Here is an 18535-nt window from a genome sequence, read left to right on the forward strand (position 1 = left end):
GAATTGTTCTAATGAAAAGTTATTTTGTATTTTGAATTTTACTGTGCTTTATTCCGTATAAGAAATAAATAGCCAATCCGATTGCCATCCATACGATGAGTCGCAACCACGTGTCCATAGGGAGTCCAAGCATTTGTAAAAAACAGATAGCCGCACCTAAAATAGGCACAAGAGGAACCCAGGGTGTTTTGAAAGGCCTAGGAATATCCGGTCTTGATTTGCGCAATACAATAATACCAATGCAAACAATGACAAATGCAAATAAGGTTCCAATTGAAACCAACTCACCCAAAATATTTATTGGCAATATTCCTGCAAAAAAAGCAGCAACAACTCCGGTAAGTATCGTTGTGATATAAGGTGTTTTAAATTTCGGATGCACCTTTGCAAAACTTGCTGGAAGCAAACCGTCTTTTGCCATACTAAAAAATACTCTGGGCTGGCCCATTAACATGACAAGTATTACTGAACTCAATCCTGCAATTGCTCCTAACTTAACAGGAAATCTTAACCAACTTAGTGCGTCCCCTGTTTTATCAATAGCTAATGCAATCGGAGCAGGTACATTTAATTCCTTATAATTTACAATTCCTGTCATGACCAGCGCAACTAGAATGTATAAGATTGTACAAACTACCAAAGAGCCTAGAATCCCTTTAGGCATATCTTTTTGCGGATTTTTTGCTTCTTGAGCCAAGGTAGAAACTGCATCAAAACCGATGTAAGCAAAAAAGATTACTCCAGCAGCACTCACAATTCCAAACCATCCAAAATGTCCATGTCCACTGGCGTCTATAACTCGTTCAGGAATAAATGGAACCCAATTATCTGTAGATATGTATTGAAATCCGAAAACAATAAACAAAACAATAACAACAAGCTTTACCAGTACAATGATGTTATTAAAATTTGCTGATTCACGGATACCAATTACCAATAAAGTAGTTAAGATTCCTATAATAAGAACTGCTGGGAAATTAAAAAGAGCCGTTGTTGATTGCAAGGTATTGATATCTACATTTGCCGCTGCCATGCGTTCGGTCAAAGTAGTTGTCCAGTTTTGCCAACCTTCATTTGGTACATTAATCAATTTAGTCCCTGTGGATGCCGTTATTTCCGGAGGGAGATAAATTCCAAAATCCTTCAGAATACTTTGAAAATAACCTGACCAACCAACAGCAACGGTTGAAGCACCAAAAAGATATTCTAATATCAAATCCCAACCAATAATCCAGGCTATGAATTCCCCCAGTGTAGCATATGAATAGGTATAAGCACTTCCGGAAATTGGAATCATTGCCGCGTATTCTGCATAACAAAGTCCAGCAAATGCACACCCAACTCCTGACAAAATAAAAGCTAATACCAATGCAGGACCTGCATGGGTTGCCGCTGCAGTACCAGTAAGAACAAATATACCAGTGCCTATGATGGCCCCAATACCCAGACTGATTAAATTGGTCGAAGTAAGGGTTCGCTTGAGTCCTTTTGACGGATCCTCAGCCTCCTTGATTAAATCATTAATTGGTTTTAGCTTAAAGAGATTGTTCATTTTGTTGAATATTTTGGCTAAAAATAATACATATTTATACTTTGCGGGGAATTTGACCATTTTTCAAAATCAAATTGTTCAAAAGTACTGGTTTACAAGTGATTAATGAATGGATCTTCTTTAAGTAAAAAATCAAAAACGCCCATAAAAGATAGAATTGATTGTTTTTCAATACCGCTTAAAACCAAATGAGTCGATAGCCAGGCTTAAACTAAAAAGTGCAAGCAGTTCGTTTATAAACCAATCGGCCTAATTTCAATATCTTGCACCAATGAAACAAATCATTTATTTATTTCTAATACTTTTTTTAGGAACCAAGCTATTTGCTCAGTCAGATCCAAAAGCCTTGGTAGAAAATTACCAAAAATTGAATCATGATGAGGCTGTGCGATGCATCCTTATTGATAAACAAAATTACAAGTGGCTCGGGACTGATAAAGGACTTTATAAAATGATTTCTATGGATTTAGATCCTGAACTAATTGAAAAAGACTCTATTACCGGACTGGCAGAAGACAAAAGAGCTAAAATATGGTTTGGAAATCGCTCACAACAAGTACAAACGACCGATCATCTTCAAAATATCATTTTAGAACAAAGCAAAGCTGAAATTCGATGTATGGCTTATTATAAAGGCGATCTTTGGGTAGGCACCGAACAAGGGGTCTTCAAAATTTCAGACGATCAAGATAAAGTTTTAAATCACTACACGATTAAAAATTCCAAGCTTCCAAACAATACAATAAATAGCATGTACGCAGACCCTTACAATCGATTGTGGATTGGCACGGATGCAGGAATTGCAAAGATTGAAAACAAAGATTGGGATGTCTATGAAAAACAACACCACTTTACGGGCGCCATTTCAACCACAGAAGGTGTTTGGTTACTCTCTGAAGATAAAATGTGGTTGGTCTATACTGAAGATGGAAGAGAGCGTTGGCAAGATGGAGCCGTAAAAAGAGGATTAAGTAAAGGACCCGTGCGAGCATTGGTATCTGACAGTAAAGGGAGAATTTATGTGGCTTCTGAGATATTGGTTCAGTTTGATCCATATAAAGAAATCGCTTTGCAAATTGATGAAGATTATGGTTTTGTTTCATCACAAACGCTTTCATTGGCTTGTGATAAAAACGATGATTTATGGGTTGGTACGGCAGATCGCGGATTGTTTCGAATCGATATGCTGGACGGAGAAGAAGAAAAATTCAATGTCATTGCTTATAGTAAAGGTGAAATTAAATGCCAAGGAGCTAAAACTGCTGAGATTATTGTAATAGCCAAAGGAGGCAAATCTCCTTATTCGTATAATTGGAATATACCAGAACTTAAAGGTTCTAAAAATGATAGTCTTGGTGCTGGAAATTATCAAATCACAGTTAATGATGCGGAAGGAGAAGAATATGTTGCCAATATTCAAATAAAAGAACCGGAAGCCATTCAAATTTCTACGTTGAGTAAATCCGGGGTTAGTGAATTGAATCGAAAGGATGGAAAAGCTAGCATTCAAATTACCGGAGGCACCGCACCTTACAAAGTGCTTTGGTCTAATGGAAAGACAACCTTGAGCAATTCAAATTTGCCAGCAGGAAAGAACACCATAAAAGTTATCGACCAAAACAATTGCGTTATCATAGGAAGCATTGTGATAGACCAACCTAAAGTGATCGCAGATTTAGATCGTAAAAAAATATCAGTAGGCCAAACATTACAAATCAATCAATTATTCTTCACCGCTGACTCTTCCGTAATCAATCCGGAATCTTATGCGGTACTGGATGAAATTTATGAATTCTTATCTAAAAACAATGATGTAGTGGTAGAAATTGGTGGTCATACCAACAGCATTCCGCCGCATGAATATTGTGATCGCCTTAGTACTGCACGAGCACAAAATGTTGCTGAATACTTGCGAGAAAAAGGCATTTTAGTCGAACAAGTTCAATTTAAAGGATATGGAAAGCGGGTACCTATTGCGAGCAATGAAACAGCTGCAGGCCGACTTAAAAATCAACGCGTTGAATTAAAAATAATCTCTATGAAATAGATTAATTGCTGATTACATGGGGACAAGATGAATCTTAAAATGATCAGACAATCGACTTGATTGCTCACATTCAAAACATTTGTAAATTCATGGTTATTATTACCTTAGCAAAAAAGAATGGGATGACAATAAAAAGACAAAAACTGATTGAAACCTTTCAAGTCCTTCCTGATGATATTTCTTTAGATGAAATATTAGACCACATAATGCTAATGGATAAAATTGAAGAAGGCTTAAGATAGTCTGAATCAAGAAATGTAGTCCCAGATGAAGAATTGGAAAAACACCTTCCAAAATGGTTCGTTTAAATTGGACTCCCAGGTCCCTTAACGACTTAGACTCCATCGCAGAATTCATTTCAGAAGATTCAGTTAAATATGCTAAAATTCAAGTAAAACGAATTCGCAACAAAGCAAGAATTATTAAAGACCCCATTTACATTGGAAGACTTTTCCCGAATATAATGCCCCTTCAATAAGAGAATTAATTATGGTAAACTATAGGATCATCTATAAGATATTTTCAACAATTGAAATTGATGTTTTGACTATCCATCACTCAGCTAGAATGCTTAAACTCTAATTTAACGTAAAGCACGAGAGCTATCACAGAATAAACGCTATAATGCCAAGTACTTTATTCATTCTCTTTAATTTATTCAAGTAATGAAAAAATTATTTCTTATTTAGGCTAATAATGTCATTTAACGACGAAACGTTTATACTATTCAGATATAAGCTCCTTTCAACTTCTTAAATTGTTGGCTTATAATCCGAATACAAAATTTTAAAAAAAAAGGTCGGATCCTGCCTTGTAAGATCCGACCGTGTGAACGTAGTTTAAATACTTTGTCTTCTTATTCTGAATGACTGAGCTTTCCATATTTTACTTGTTGGCCATCAGTTATTTTATAAATTAAAATTCCTGATGCATGGGCAATTTTTAAATCTTGCTCCCAAAACTGGAGGCCTTTGTCGAAAGAGCAGACATTTTGTACTATCAATTTTCCTGCCACATTATACCAACTTACAGTTAAAGTTGCAGGTCGCATCAATTCTAATTGAAAATTAACCGGTTGATCCTGGAACGGATTTGGAAATAGGTTTACCACTTGAAATGCATTTAAACTATTTTCTGGCCTAGCATTTCTATCTTGTAATTGAATATTAATAACTCCTTTTGTTATACCATCCAACTCCCCTACCCGGATCGCCATGTAATCGACATTAAGCAATGACTTTGCAATTGCCGGAATTTCAAAAGCCTGATCAAAATTATTTAAAAATGGATTTAATGGATTTGTAAATACAAATGCCTTTCTCACAAAACGCCAATGAAATGGTAAACTTTCATACGGTACTGCTCCTGATACCACATCATACAAAAGGTCGAAATCTATTTGATTGATTGCACCGTCGCTATTGATATCCGCAGCTACTAATTTGTACGTATTTACTATAGGCTGTGAACCTGAAATATGCTTTAACAGTACAATCAGGTCATTGATGTCAATACCTTTATACGCGAATTCTCTTTTGTTAAGGCTTAAATAATAATCCTGGCCCTTTATTAAATCTCCAAATTTATAGGTTCCATTTGAAGCCGAAAATAATTCTTTAGACCATTGACTGCTAATGGTATCATACTTCGTAATATAAGTAGTGTCTGTATGTCGGATGTATAATTTCAATCCGCTTGGACGAACAATGGTATCATACCAGGTTTTAATAACAGGAATCAAGCTTGGTATAATTTTATAACCAGACTTCATTTTTAGAACGGTTTTTACATCGCTTAGATTCTGATTTTGATCATCTGTCACCAAACCAGAAACAGTGATCGTTGTTGTGATGCTGTCTTTTCGTTTACAATCCGGTATTTGCGCACTGTTGTTTTGAACTTCCAAATAGGTTTTACAATAGGATTGATTTCCCAAAGAGTCCGTAACCCACATCTGAACTTCATTCTTTCCTAAATCTGCACACGTAAATATTCTGGATTTAAAGCTAGTATCTGCTGAAAATGAAAATGTGAGTTTTTTATATCCGCACGGATGATACGATCCTAAATTAAAATCTTTAGCCCAAACTGCGATCATTCCATCATCCGGCGTACCATCTTTGTTGGTATCAACTGGCATTAATGCTACAATCAATCCATTCAAACAATATGGGACAGGTCCGATTTTATTCTTAACAGTAACCCTTACTTTACATTTAATCTCTTTACCGCAACCATATTCAGCAGTATAATAAAATTCCGTGGTACCTAGCGGATAATCACCACTGGCATCAGGGCCTTTGCTTTTTGAATACGGTGAATTGTTTTTTATGCTGAGCAAAAATCCACATTTTGATATGGCTTTTGCGGAATCTAATTTTACATAAGCACCTTTACAATTCATCGTAGATTGAATGATGGTGTCCAAAGGACAAATTAGTTTTGCAGTTGAATCACTCACAATTAATTTAATGACTTGTGTATAAGTCCATTGACCTACTGTCGGATAGGTATTCGGTTTATATTGACACCAGTCTATAACTTTCCAATCTCTGAGTATTTTCATACAACCATCGGATACGGTATACTTGGTATCTTTATAAGAATACATGGGTTGCGCACATTTCAGTTTATTAAAGGTTGGATAATTGTAAGGGTATGGTAAGACACGTGGATCGGTGCTCGGATTGCAACCATCAATTGTGTAAGCCGGGGGCCAGCTAATATCTGCAGAGGTGAAATTTGTACCCCCAATAACTGTGATTGTTTGAGAGCATTTCTGAATGACCCAATGTGGATCTTCTACTTCCCAATAACGAATAATGGTTCCAATTCCACAAGCATTGGTATTATAAACCACTTTCGTTGGAGGAGGTGCCGGTTTTTTTTTGTAATTCTCCCAGACATAAGCAATTCCCCACTTATCCAAATTACTAACATCATCGTAACAATAGACAGTAACAGAAGGAGGACATTCCAAATAAAAATTAAAATTGGATTTTGCGTACAACACGCCATTGCCAATCAGCCAAATGCAAGCACTTAGCCACAAACAGGTAGCTTTCATATTTTGAATTATTTAAATTCTAATCTAGACTGAATTGGGAAGTGCGGTGTGTAGAATCGAGCACAAATATATAAATATTTGTAATATGTAATCTTTTTTTTCTAATTTTTTAATTGCAATTTTGAATCCATCTTGTTTTTAACGTGTTAAATTGCCCTTGTGATTGGATAAGGATTGCATCGTATTCAGAAAAAGCAGTAATTTTACCTACAGGATCTAATGCAACGCTATACTCACATAAAAGGAACATTACGGCCAATTCTGGCAAAAAGTATGCTTTTCGCCTATTTACTAAGTATTGTAGTCTTGGTTCTTGAATCAAGTCACAGCCATGATCCCAATTCAGGGAATTGCAATTTAGATCATCATTCTACAATTGTGGATCCTTGTCATCTTCGTCTTAATCATCACGATTTGTTGAATGGCTGCAAACACTCAGAACACATTTCAAATACCAAACCACATTGTTTATTATGTGACTTGCTGCTTCATTTTGATGTTTCAATCGTTTCAACAGCTCTATATCTTTCTATTGACTCCTACTTTGATATTAAACCATACCAATTAGATTCCTTTCCTCTAATCAGTTTAATAGGATTAAAGAACAAAGCGCCTCCTTCCCTATTCAGCTAGCCTCATTATTGCTTTATCCCTTTTTTAATTTATTCGATTCTGGTTTTACCAGAATTACTATTTAAAATTTAATAATATGAAACTTCAATTAAACTATCTTTTAGGCATTTGCCTTTTTACTATATTCTTTTGCATTGTTTCTTGTTCAGAAGACACCCCTTTGGTAAATGAATCAGAACTCATTACCACGTTGGAATTCGTATTAAAAACACAAAATGGTTCTGATTCAATCGTATTTAGTTTTAAAGATTTAGATGGAGATGGCGGAAATCCACCTGTCATTATTTCACCAAAATTAAAATCCAATACCAATTATCTGACAAGCTTGAAATTATTGAACGAATCCAGTGCTCCCATTGTAAACATTACAGAAGAAATTATTTCAGAAGGCACTGAACATCAGTTTTTTTACACACCCACTGGTCAGGCAAATTTACAATTTACATATCTTGATTTTGATACGAACACCTATCCTGTGGGTACAAAAACAAACATGGCTACTGGAAACCCTGGTACAGGTATTTTGAAAATTAACTTGAAACATTTACCAGATAAAAAAGCAAGTGGAGTTCAAAATGGCGACATCACAAACTCCGGTGGAGAAACTGATATTGAACTAACATTTGATATCGTTGTAGAATGAGACTTATTCTAAGTCTATTATTGAGTTGGATGATTTCTGATTTTGGTCATACACAGGAATGCACGCTTCGTCTGTCTGGTAAAATTATTGACCCACATCATAACTCAAGTTTGGAATTTGCTTCCGTTTACATAGAAGAAACGGGACAATATGGTGAAACCGATTCAGTTGGTGCATATGAAATCCTAAAACTTTGTCCAGGTGAATACCATCTGACCATTCGCCATATAGGTTGTGAAACAAAATCCATGTTTGTCGAATTGAATGAATCAAAGGTTTTAAACATTGAAATGGAACATCATGCCTATTATTTGCAAAGCATCACCATTCAAGACCACAGAAACAGAAATGAGTCGACAACCCAGAATACTTTAAAAACAAATGAGTTATTAAAAGACAGTGGCAAGCCCTTATCCAGTATGCTTGAAAATATTTCAGGAGTATATTCTATAAAAAATGGTTCTGGAATTGCAAAGCCGGTTATTCATGGATTAACTGGAAATCGCGTGAGCATATTAAATAATGGTGTTTTACAGGCTGGTCAGCAATGGGGTGCCGATCATGCTCCTGAAATTGATCCGCTGAGTGCACAGCAAATCACAGTTATAAAAGGTGTAGATGCCATACCGTATGGAGGAAATAGTTTAGGGGGAATTATACTTACCGAAAGCGGACCGGTGGATCAAGATCCACATGTGCATGGTACTGCATTGGTGCATTATCAATCGAATGGACGCGGAATGTACAGTGGGATTCGAATTGATCAAGCCCGAAAACATTTTGACTGGAGATACACCGGGTCATTAAAAATTAATGGGGATCATTCAAGCCCAAATTACTTCCTAAGCAATACCGGAAATCGGGAAGTAGGCAGTTCGCTGGAGTGGATCAGGAAAATACAATCGTATAAACAGCATAAACTTTACTACAGTTTCTTTTATTCAGCACCAGGAATTTTAAGAGGATCTCACATCGGAAATTTAACCGATCTTGAATCTGCTATTCATGCTGATACTCCCTTCTTTACCAAGGACCATTTCAGTTATTCACTCGAATCACCAAGACAAAAAATTGAACATCACTTATTAAAATGGAATTATCAGCACAATGATTCAAATAAACTTCTTGAAATACAAGCCGCAAGCCAAATCAATCATAGAAGGGAATATGATGTAAGACGCGGATCAAGATCCGATATCCCTGCATTGGATCTTGTATTGCAATCTTATACTTTGGACATCAAACAACGATTACAATTAGAACATGATGTCCTTTATTATGGTTTACAAACAAAATTCAACACAAACCAAAATCAAGCAGGAACTGGAATTTTGCCATTAATCCCAGATTATCAGTTATACAATGGTGCAGTTTTTATGAATTGGAAACATCCGTGGGCAAATAACATTGTTGAACTGGGTGCACGATATGATTTAATTCATCAACAAGTCCATCCTTATTCGTTAAGTTTACCAAGGACCCTCCTAAAAGAATCCGCTTCCTTTCACAATGTGTCATCTGCTATTGGAATTCGCCGAACTATCGTTGACGCTTGGGAAATACGTTTTAATGCCGGATATACAAAACGGTCCCCAGAAATCAATGAACGATTTAGCTTTGGATTGCATCAGGCTGTTGCTGGCATTGAAGAAGGCAACAGAAATTTAAGATCTGAAAACGCATTCAAAGGAATTTTAACTCAATCCATAAATATTACAGAGCATTTCAATTTAGAATGGAGCAGTTATTTTCAATATATAAATGACTTTATATTTCTGGAGCCTCAAAAGGAACTCCGATTGACCATTCGGGGTGCATTCCCATTATTTATTTATAAACAAACTGATGCCCTAATTTCCGGAATGGATTTTTTAACACGATACGAATTTGCTACAAACTGGCAATTGATTGCTCAGGCAGCCATTTTGAAAGGCAGAGATTTAAATCAAAACAATCACTTAGTTTCTATGCCACCTAATAGTTTAAGCGCTTCGTTAAGTTACCAAATGAATACTTTGTGGAAATGCAAGAATGTCAAAATCTCCTTAAGGGCTAAGCAAGTATTTAAATCAAATGCCTCCGAAAACAATCAAGAACTTTTAGCACCTCCAAATGCTTACTTTCTTTTAAATCCTGCAATTGAAACTGAGTTCAAAGCATTTTCAAAGAATTTCAAATTGCAGTTTTTGGTTGAAAACTTGTTGAATACTTCATACAGGGATTACCTCAATCGCCTTCGTTATTTTGCTGATGAAGAGGGCATTAGCTTAAATTTTAACCTTAAAATGAATTTTTAATTTCAGAATTAGTTGATATTTGGAACTTTTAAAGAGCTAATTCCATTTATATTTAAAATAAATAAAAAACTAATCAATGATTTATTTAATTATCGTAGTTGCCATAGCACTTCTTGCCGTTTTTATCTATAACGGATTGGTAAGCGCAAAAAATGCCGTCATGGACTCCTGGAGCAATATTGATGTTGCATTAAAAAGACGTTTTGACTTAATTCCTAATTTGGTGAATACCGTAAAAGGATACGCGGCCCATGAATCTGGGACGCTTGAAAAAGTGATTGCAGCACGTAATGCCGCAATGAATGTCCCTAAAGGAGATATCAATGGACAAATTGCAGCGGACCATACATTAACCGCAAGTCTGCGGCAGGTTTTTGCATTAGCAGAAAATTATCCAGACTTAAAAGCCAACACCAACTTTTTACAGTTACAGGATAAATTGAATGAAATTGAATCGAATCTTGAAAATGCACGCCGCTATTACAATGCCACTGTACGTGAAAACAATAATAAAGTGGAGGGTTTTCCAGGGGTATTGTTTGCGAGTAGTTTTGGCTTTCATACATTTGACTTCTTCGAATCAGATGAACAAAGTCGTCAAAATGTGAATGTTCAATTTTAATCAGCTCTAGTATTCATGCGTTATATCCCCTTATATGTATTAATTGTATTATTATCTTTTGTAAATGCATATGCTCAGGAATTCTATTACATCCCAAACTATCGGGTTGAAATAAAGGTTTTAAAAGACGGCAGCCTGGATATTACTGAAACCATTCAGGCCCAATTTACTGAACCCCGGCATGGCCTTTTAGTAGACAAACCTTTAAAGTACAAAGTTGATACCAGGACTTCCGGTGAATGGCTGGATCAATTATTTCCACATGAATTATTTATTGAAAACATTCGCGTAGAACAACACAATTTTGAAGTTCAACGGATGGGAACCGGAATCCGTATTAAAATTGGAGATGCAGATAAATATGTAGAAGGCGAACAAATTTACAAGATTCACTATAAAATCTGGAATGGTTTATTGCATGGCAATGGAAAAACGGAGCTGTATTGGAATCTGATCGGGGATCATTGGAATACCGATATCAGAAAGCTTGATTTTAAAATTGAAATTCCTAAAGGAATAAATTTGACTTCATCTGATTACGAAATCAGAACAGGAACCTATGGTGCCAGGGAGCAAGCCGGAGTTATTAATTACAATAATGGAGTCTTTGAAGGGTATAGCACTGAAACACTAGGCAACGGAAAAGCAATGACAGTTGCAATCCGTATGCCGGAAGGAATCATTCAAACCTATTCCAAAACAAGTTTGTGGTTCTACCATTTTAAATACGTATTGCTACCCTTGATGATGTTGGTTAGTTTTTTCTATGCCTGGTGGAAACATGGACGAGATACCAAATTAGCTGATATGGTAGCTTATATGCCACCAAAAGATATGGATTCTGCATTGGCTGGATATGCCATTGATATCCGTTCTGATAAACGAGATGCACTGTCCTTGATTCCGTATTTTGGATCCTTGGGTTATTTAAAGATTGAACACCTAAAAAAGAAAGGATTCTTTGAAGAAGATCAGATTACATTTATAAAATTAAAACCACTTCCTGCAAATGCAGCTCCACACCAGAGAATGTTTTTTGAAGGACTCTTTGCAAGCAGGGATCGTGTTACATTAGAAAGCCTAAAAGACAGTTTTTACGTTACCCTTCAAAATACACTTCAGTCCATTAAGGACTCCGTATTAAATTCTGATTATTTCACACGAAAATCTGTGAGTATTTATTGGACTGCCATATGGTCAATAATCCTCGCCGCAATTTTGAATGCTGTATTCTGTTTTTTTGCGGGACGGTTTGTTTTTCTTGGATTTACTATACTACTAGCCTTAGTACTGATACTTATAGCCTTTATCCTGTTAAAGCGATCCCAAAAAGGAGATGAAGAATTTAAGGAAATCAAAGGTTTTAAAAAATTTATAAAGCTGGCTGAAAAATCCAAACTTGAATTTTTAATAAAAGAAGACCCATCGTATTTTGATAAAACCCTCCCTTATGCCATTGCATTTAATTGTGTTGATGAATGGTGTGACAAATTTAATGGAATCCAAATGCAAGCCCCGACCTGGTATTCCTCAAATGTGCCCTTCTACAATTCATCCGGTGTTTGGAATATGTCGAATTTTTCTGAAACGATGTCTTCATCATTAAGTGAAATGCGATCCGTTATGTCCAGTCAACCATCATCCAGTGGATCTTCCTCAGGAGGAGGAGGTTCATTTTCAGGAGGTGGATTTGGAGGTGGAGGTGGCAGCAGTTGGTAATGAATTCTGGCACAGGATTGAGTTATGCTTCTTGTTATGCTAAATGATTTTCAAAACAAACCAATTATCCGTTATCAATTTATCTAAGCGGTTCGTCATTTGATTCTGGACTCCCTTTATAATCCACAAAAAAATGAATCCAGATAGAACGAGAGAACTTAAACCAGAATACAAAGCTGCCAATCAGCACTAAACAAAGTATAAACAAGCTTAGCTGCCAATCCAATTTGAAAACAAGGATGAGCATCCCTGCAAAAAGCAAACTAAAAAAGCCAGAGAAGATATATGAAATAAACATGGCTCCGTAATAAAATCCGGGCTCTCTGTTAAAAGACTCTTTGCAAACAGGACATTTTTCATGCATTTTAAAGCTATAATCCAAAAAATAACTTTTGTTTGGAAACAGCATCCCTTTCCTACATGCAGGACAGGTTAAATTAAATATTGATCTAAGTTTTGACCTCAAGGAATTAAATTTTTTAAACAGTATACTGTGAAGTAGCTAATTAAATAATACGTGGCTTCAAGCTGGAGGCCTCATGAATATTATTAAATGGACTCTGATTGCATAGTTTCAGGCCTAATAATCAAATAAACACTCTTTGTGACCCTGTGAGGAATCGAACCTCAACCTGAAGAACCGGAATCTTCTATTCTATCCGTTGAACTACAGGGCCAAAGCGCAAAGTTAAACATATCCCGGTCTTCAATCAAATTTTACCGGCATTCGATAAATACAATTCCAAATATTAAGCCTATTAATTATAAATTAACTAACTATGATGACCTAAAAAATTGTACATCCTATGAAGAACATCCTATTTCTCTGGAATTTGTATTTCAGTATGCTCATGCATTCGATTTGTTTTTCACAAAGCTTAGAAACCGAAGCTTTCGAAGTATTTGAAGGCAGCCAAACCGAACAAATTGAGAAACTAAACGACCGGTCTTTTGAAAAAAACATAGAAGCGTATCTAAAACATCCCCTTGATTTAAATCATACCAATTTCGAAAGCATCCTTTCGTTTCCTCTTTTTGAAAAATATCATGCGGAATTAATCATAGCGTATTTAAAAGTCCACAGACCTCTAAAATCTGTATATGAATTGCAAACGATTGATGGATTGCCCTTGAACATTCTTAAAAATAGTTTGCCTTATCTTATTCTAAGGGATTCATTAAAACCTAAAAAATTACTAAAAATAATTGGCAGAAAAGATACTCATAAACTGATATTCAGGTGGGGACGCAGCTTTGATGCAACTGATTCAACAAACAATGCTGCATATCTGGGAAGTCCGGATAAATTTTACTGCAGATATAAATCTGCAGTCCCGGGTCGATATGCTATGGCGCTCACTTTCGAAAAAGATGCGGGCGAAGTCTGGATTCAAAAAAGAGGAACTAAAGGGTTTGATTACACTTCTGCATATATTGAAATTGAGCAGCTGACTCCGCGATTAAAAAAAATTATCCTTGGAGATTATCAGATTTGTATTGGACAAGGCCTTTTAGTAGATAATAGCTTCAGTATAGAAAGTGGCGATGCATTGGCTTCAGGGATCAAGCGTACCGGATTATTGAAACCGTATCAATCGATCCGAGAATCTGATATGTTAAGGGGAATCGGGATGAATATGCAAATAAATCTCAATACCTATGCGCTATTATATTATTCCTCTGTGAGGCAGGATGCAAAGCTTTCAATTAGGATGGATCCAACCAAGAACGACACCAATTATCTAATCAGTTCAATTCTAACCACGTCCTATCATAGAGATTCGAATGAATTGGAATCCAAAAACAGCGCTCAATTTGAATTAAAGGGAATGAGCCTAATTTCAAAAATCAAGTCCTTCAAGATTGGTTTTAATGGGCTTATTAGCAATCAGCAATACCTATGGGATGATCAAAAGCGATTGGACCGCAGCTTTCTTAGTACAAGGAATCAGAACTTGCAAGCATCTATCGATCACAGCTATTTGTTCAAAAACATGAGTCTATATGGTGAGATCGTGATGGATCAACACAATCAAAAAGCATGGATGGAGTCCATGGTAATCAGTCCATCAAAGAACATGGAAGTTCGAATTCATTATCACCACTTTGATCGAGGCAACTTTCAATATTATAGCAACACCAATAGCAGCAGCGGCATGAGCTTCAATGAAAAATCATTACAAATCAGCTGGTCAATTAGACTTAATGTTCGATGGAATATAACAGGAAATGCCCATTTTACAGCATATCCATGGCTTCGATACCAGGAAAGCCATCGCACGAATCAAAGCCAGTACGTCCTTCGGATTTCATGCAGTGAGCGAAAAAAATGGAGTGCATATGTACTTCTCCAATCAGGATTTCAAGAACAAAATAGCATTCATTCAAGTAACAAGCAAGATGAACTGACCGGGCTCAATAACTTTCAAATGCGTGTTAACATTGAGATGAAAACAAGCACCGATCTCAGCTGGCGAAGTCGGATTGAACTTCGAAAAAGTGAAATTAACATGGAATCTGGTACCGGATTTTTGATTAGCACAGACTTTTTATATAAAAATATTGAATCCAAAATATCCGGAAACATCCGCTATGCAGTTTACAACATTCCAGCATATGCAAATCGAATCTATTCATTTCAAAATGATGTTTCCGGTGTCTATAATTTAGATACTCTGGAAAAGGCTATTCGATTTACCTAAATGTTCGATGGCGAATTACAGGCCCGATTATGCTAGAATGCCGATGGAGCGGGCAGTTTAAGCAATTACAAGATAAAGAAAATGGAATTTCTAAAACGCAGGATGTGAAAATTCAAGTACAATTCAAATTTTAAATTCTTGAATTCAGATCAGCAGTCAACTAAACGAAAATTCTATAACCCAGACAGAAATACTGACCAAAATCACGTTATTTTGGAAGCTGTAGCTATGATTTTTTGCACATTAATTCGCTGTATTTCTAAAAAAATATTAAAAAAAATTTGCATATTTAAAAAATATTATACCTTTGATATGGTTTTTGGAATGTAATGTCAATTCAAGAATCAATATATTGAAATTTTTTATTCGTTAACGTTAAAAAACTAAACATGGCAAAAGCACGTTCAACTGCTAAAAAACCTGCTAAAAAAGCAGGCGCTAAAAAAGCTACCGCTAAGAAAGGGGCAGCTAAAAAAGCTGCTCCAAAAAAAGCAGCTAAAAAAGGTGGTGCTAAAAAAGCAACTGCTAAAAAAGCTGCTCCAAAAAAAGCAGCTAAAAAAGGTGGTGCTAAAAAAGCTACCGCTAAAAAAGCAGCTCCTAAGAAAGCAGCTAAAAAAGGTGGTGCTAAAAAAGCTACCGCTAAAAAAGCAGCTCCTAAGAAAGCAGCTAAAAAAGGCGGAGCTAAAAAAGCAACTGCTAAAAAAGGTGGTGCTAAAAAAGCAACTGCTAAAAAAGGTGGTGCTAAAAAAGCTACCGCTAAAAAAGGTGGTGCTAAAAAAGCTACCGCTAAAAAAGGTGGTGCTAAAAAAGCTACCGCTAAAAAACCAGCTAAGAAAGCATCTAGACCCAGAAAGAAAGCCGCTGCTGCACCAGCACCAATGGCACCAATGGGTGGAGAGATGATGATGTCTTAATAGGCATTCTTAAATCTTACAAGACTCCGTTTGTTTTCAAGCGGAGTTTTTTTTTGCCCAATATTAATAGATCGCTTTGTTTTGTAGACTAAAATCAGCGATCACGATTGCTGTACATGCCTCAATTACCACCGGCACCCGAAGTGCAATGCATGCATCATGCCTTCCTTTGATTTGAAATTGAACGACTTGTTCCTCTTTCAGATTGATTGATTCTTGAACAGATCCAATGCTACTTGTTGGTTTTACTGCTACTCTAAATAGGATTTCATTGCCATTACTTATTCCACCATTGATTCCTCCAGCATGATTCGTTGCTGTTTCCCCATCCATTGTCAAAATTTGATCATTGTGTTCAGATCCATGCATTGAAGCTGCTTGAAAACCACTACCAAACTCAATTCCTTTTATCGCTGGTATTGAAAAAACAAGGTGACTAAGTTTCGATTCAAAGGAATCAAAAAAAGGCTCACCCAATCCAATTGGTACCTTTTGAACACGGCATTCAATGAGTCCTCCGATACTGTCTTGATTCTTTAGTGCTTGTTCAATTTGGAACTCAATGTCTTTTGAACCACCAACTTCAATGAGCTTTGCCTGGATTGAAATCGGTTCAATTAACTTCTTTGCTAGTACACCTGCTGCTACTAATGCCAAAGTCAATCGACCACTAAAATGTCCCCCACCCCTATGATCGTTAAACGCGTTATACTTTTTAAATGCAACAAAGTCTGCATGTCCTGGCCGTGGAATGTATTGTTGCTGATCATAATCAATTGAACGTGTGTTCGTATTTTGAAACTGGATATGAATGGGTGCCCCTGTACTTTTACCATTAAAAATTCCTGATAGTAATAATGGAATATCTGCTTCACTCCGATTGGTTGTACCCATTTGGCCCGGCTTTCTTCTTAGTATGTCTTCTGAAAAATCATTTACATCAATAGGTATTCCTGCTGGAAATCCATCAATTAGAATTCCAATGGCATCTCCATGTGATTCGCCATAAATAGTTATTCTGAAAAATTGACCAAATTGATTCATGTATTTAAATTCCTTTCTGGCACAAAGCTAAAACCATTTGCAGTAGCCTAGGAACTTTATATTATACCTGCATGTTTTCTAAAAGCTCAATTAAACTTGATGGTTGCTTCAATGGCTTGCCATGGTTTGCAATTAAAAGTTGTTTGGCAGAATCTAGTACAGGGATTTCAGGAAATTCTGTTTCGGATGCAGCATGTAAAAATTTCATAAGTCTGAATGGATTTAAAAAACGGCCCATTCGACTGGCAAAAACTTTTGCTGTAGTACTATTCTTAATGTTTTCTATTAAGGCTTCTTCAAAGTTCACTTGCATCAAGTAGCTAGTCAATGCAATTGAATTTGTAAGTGATTTCCAAGATCTTCCACCTTCAATTAAAGGCCAGGAATCACATAACAAATTATAAAAATCACAATAGCTTGCAATTCCTTTTGGATTATAGCTCATATGTTGACTCTTTGAATTTATGATGTCGCGAACTGCTTTACCCGTACCAAAAGGCACTCGATCCGAAATTCTTGAAGATGGATAGACCAATAAAGGCCTCAGTTCTGCCAATTGACTCAACACGCTATACTTATGCAAAAAGTAAAAGTCTTCCCCAGCCTTCCGCTTGTTCATGCCTCCTTGCTGTTGATATGCTTTAGAGCGGACGGCCATGCAAGAACCTAAAGTCTGAAATGCCATTGGGTATTTATAAAATTTTTGCCAGCCTATGTAAGTCCGTAGATGCAACTCATATTGGATGATTGCTTCCAGATTGGATTCAGTTAAGTCCTGCAGACGATGTTTGAATCCAATGGTTAATGCATTTTGGTTTGGCATGTTCTTAAATCCATCTACTACCAATTTTAAATAATCCGGATGGCAACTACAATCTGCATCAAAACACAGTATAATTCCATTTTTATTGATGGATTCAAACCGATAGCATGCTTCATCCATTCCTATTTTGCGTGCCAATCCTACACCGGCATCTTTAACCGGCAAACTAAAAACAGGAAGGTCTAAAATTTCATTTGCATTGTCAACATTCAATCCCAATAATTCCTTTCGTTGGAATTCGTGAAAGGATTGAAGATTAGGTTGGGAATCAGGATAATTAAAAACAACTATAATTTCTATACAGATATCATTTCGTTGACAAGATAAAATGGATTGAACTGCATGTACCAATTCTGGTTCATTAAAAGCAGGAATTACTACTATTAAGTCCAAATCTGCCGGTGGCAATTTCTGAACTAAAGGTGGATAAAGTGCGTGTTTTTGAAAGTAACTTTGCAATTCTATTCTTGAA

General features: G+C 36.2%; 15 protein-coding genes and 1 tRNA gene. 10 read left to right on the top strand and 6 right to left on the bottom strand.

The annotated features are described in order from the left end of the window. Positions 1–19: 19 nt before the first annotated feature. Positions 20–1552 carry an amino acid permease gene (locus IPK91_03845; protein MBK8296409.1) on the bottom strand — a complete coding sequence of 511 codons (1533 nt, stop codon included), beginning with the start codon at positions 1550–1552 and terminating at the stop codon, positions 20–22. A gap of 271 nt (positions 1553–1823) precedes the next feature. Here IPK91_03845 and IPK91_03850 point away from each other — a divergent pair, with 271 nt between their 5' ends. The 3 genes from IPK91_03850 to IPK91_03860 all read left to right on the top strand — a co-directional run bounded on the left by IPK91_03850 (position 1824) and on the right by IPK91_03860 (position 4077). Then, complete coding sequence (locus IPK91_03850; protein ID MBK8296410.1) at positions 1824–3599, top strand: OmpA family protein; 1776 nt, start codon at positions 1824–1826, stop codon at positions 3597–3599. A gap of 89 nt (positions 3600–3688) precedes the next feature. Further along, positions 3689–3841 (top strand): hypothetical protein, encoded by a 153-nt coding sequence (locus IPK91_03855; protein ID MBK8296411.1) that lies wholly within the window; start codon positions 3689–3691, stop codon positions 3839–3841. Between the two features lie 53 nt (positions 3842–3894). Next, a complete protein-coding gene (locus tag IPK91_03860; GenBank protein ID MBK8296412.1) occupies positions 3895–4077 on the top strand; it encodes a type II toxin-antitoxin system RelE/ParE family toxin in 183 nt (60 codons plus the stop codon). Between the two features lie 378 nt (positions 4078–4455). Here the strand turns inward: IPK91_03860 and IPK91_03865 are convergent, their stop codons facing one another. After that, a complete protein-coding gene (locus IPK91_03865; protein MBK8296413.1) occupies positions 4456–6666 on the bottom strand; it encodes a T9SS type A sorting domain-containing protein in 2211 nt (736 codons plus the stop codon). Positions 6667–6939: 273 nt separating this feature from the next. Between IPK91_03865 and IPK91_03870 the strand changes: the two genes are divergently transcribed. The 5 genes from IPK91_03870 to IPK91_03890 all read left to right on the top strand — a co-directional run bounded on the left by IPK91_03870 (position 6940) and on the right by IPK91_03890 (position 12580). After that, complete coding sequence (locus tag IPK91_03870) at positions 6940–7299, top strand: hypothetical protein (GenBank protein MBK8296414.1); 360 nt, start codon at positions 6940–6942, stop codon at positions 7297–7299. Positions 7300–7375: 76 nt separating this feature from the next. After that, complete coding sequence (locus IPK91_03875; GenBank protein MBK8296415.1) at positions 7376–7942, top strand: type 1 periplasmic binding fold superfamily protein; 567 nt, start codon at positions 7376–7378, stop codon at positions 7940–7942. Beyond that, complete coding sequence (locus IPK91_03880; GenBank protein MBK8296416.1) at positions 7939–10239, top strand: TonB-dependent receptor; 2301 nt, start codon at positions 7939–7941, stop codon at positions 10237–10239. Before IPK91_03875 ends, IPK91_03880 begins: the two co-directional genes overlap by 4 nt. Positions 10240–10315: 76 nt before the next feature. Then, on the top strand, positions 10316–10861 hold the full coding sequence (locus tag IPK91_03885) for a LemA family protein (protein MBK8296417.1): 546 nt from the start codon (positions 10316–10318) through the stop codon (positions 10859–10861). A 15-nt stretch (positions 10862–10876) separates the two neighbouring features. Next, complete coding sequence (locus IPK91_03890; GenBank protein ID MBK8296418.1) at positions 10877–12580, top strand: DUF2207 domain-containing protein; 1704 nt, start codon at positions 10877–10879, stop codon at positions 12578–12580. A gap of 79 nt (positions 12581–12659) precedes the next feature. Here the strand turns inward: IPK91_03890 and IPK91_03895 are convergent, their stop codons facing one another. Both IPK91_03895 and IPK91_03900 read right to left on the bottom strand, forming a co-directional pair. Then, positions 12660–12962 (bottom strand): DUF983 domain-containing protein, encoded by a 303-nt coding sequence (locus IPK91_03895; protein ID MBK8296419.1) that lies wholly within the window; start codon positions 12960–12962, stop codon positions 12660–12662. A 223-nt stretch (positions 12963–13185) separates the two neighbouring features. Next, positions 13186–13257: transfer RNA gene (locus IPK91_03900), tRNA-Arg, on the bottom strand. 129 nt (positions 13258–13386) lie between these two features. On the opposite strand from IPK91_03900, the gene IPK91_03905 reads away from it, so the two are divergent. Continuing rightward, on the top strand, positions 13387–15282 hold the full coding sequence (locus tag IPK91_03905; GenBank protein ID MBK8296420.1) for a hypothetical protein: 1896 nt from the start codon (positions 13387–13389) through the stop codon (positions 15280–15282). A gap of 389 nt (positions 15283–15671) precedes the next feature. Further along, positions 15672–16196, top strand: coding sequence for a histone H1-like repetitive region-containing protein (locus tag IPK91_03910; GenBank protein MBK8296421.1), 525 nt, complete (start codon positions 15672–15674; stop codon positions 16194–16196). A gap of 63 nt (positions 16197–16259) precedes the next feature. Here IPK91_03910 and IPK91_03915 read toward each other — a convergent pair whose 3' ends face one another. After that, complete coding sequence (locus IPK91_03915; protein ID MBK8296422.1) at positions 16260–17240, bottom strand: chorismate synthase; 981 nt, start codon at positions 17238–17240, stop codon at positions 16260–16262. 61 nt (positions 17241–17301) lie between these two features. After that, a complete protein-coding gene (locus IPK91_03920; GenBank protein MBK8296423.1) occupies positions 17302–18522 on the bottom strand; it encodes a glycosyltransferase in 1221 nt (406 codons plus the stop codon). Positions 18523–18535 lie beyond the last annotated feature (13 nt).

The organism is Saprospiraceae bacterium, assembly GCA_016712145.1.
GTDB lineage: Bacteria > Bacteroidota > Bacteroidia > Chitinophagales > Saprospiraceae > Vicinibacter.

Coding starts and splice junctions, on each gene's coding strand:
- IPK91_03845 (MBK8296409.1), bottom strand. CDS start 1,552: ATGAACAATCTCTTTAAGCTAAAACCAATTAATGATTTAATCAAGGAG.
- IPK91_03850 (MBK8296410.1), top strand. CDS start 1,824: ATGAAACAAATCATTTATTTATTTCTAATACTTTTTTTAGGAACCAAG.
- IPK91_03855 (MBK8296411.1), top strand. CDS start 3,689: ATGGTTATTATTACCTTAGCAAAAAAGAATGGGATGACAATAAAAAGA.
- IPK91_03860 (MBK8296412.1), top strand. CDS start 3,895: ATGGTTCGTTTAAATTGGACTCCCAGGTCCCTTAACGACTTAGACTCC.
- IPK91_03865 (MBK8296413.1), bottom strand. CDS start 6,666: ATGAAAGCTACCTGTTTGTGGCTAAGTGCTTGCATTTGGCTGATTGGC.
- IPK91_03870 (MBK8296414.1), top strand. CDS start 6,940: ATGCTTTTCGCCTATTTACTAAGTATTGTAGTCTTGGTTCTTGAATCA.
- IPK91_03875 (MBK8296415.1), top strand. CDS start 7,376: ATGAAACTTCAATTAAACTATCTTTTAGGCATTTGCCTTTTTACTATA.
- IPK91_03880 (MBK8296416.1), top strand. CDS start 7,939: ATGAGACTTATTCTAAGTCTATTATTGAGTTGGATGATTTCTGATTTT.
- IPK91_03885 (MBK8296417.1), top strand. CDS start 10,316: ATGATTTATTTAATTATCGTAGTTGCCATAGCACTTCTTGCCGTTTTT.
- IPK91_03890 (MBK8296418.1), top strand. CDS start 10,877: ATGCGTTATATCCCCTTATATGTATTAATTGTATTATTATCTTTTGTA.
- IPK91_03905 (MBK8296420.1), top strand. CDS start 13,387: ATGAAGAACATCCTATTTCTCTGGAATTTGTATTTCAGTATGCTCATG.
- IPK91_03910 (MBK8296421.1), top strand. CDS start 15,672: ATGGCAAAAGCACGTTCAACTGCTAAAAAACCTGCTAAAAAAGCAGGC.
- IPK91_03915 (MBK8296422.1), bottom strand. CDS start 17,240: ATGAATCAATTTGGTCAATTTTTCAGAATAACTATTTATGGCGAATCA.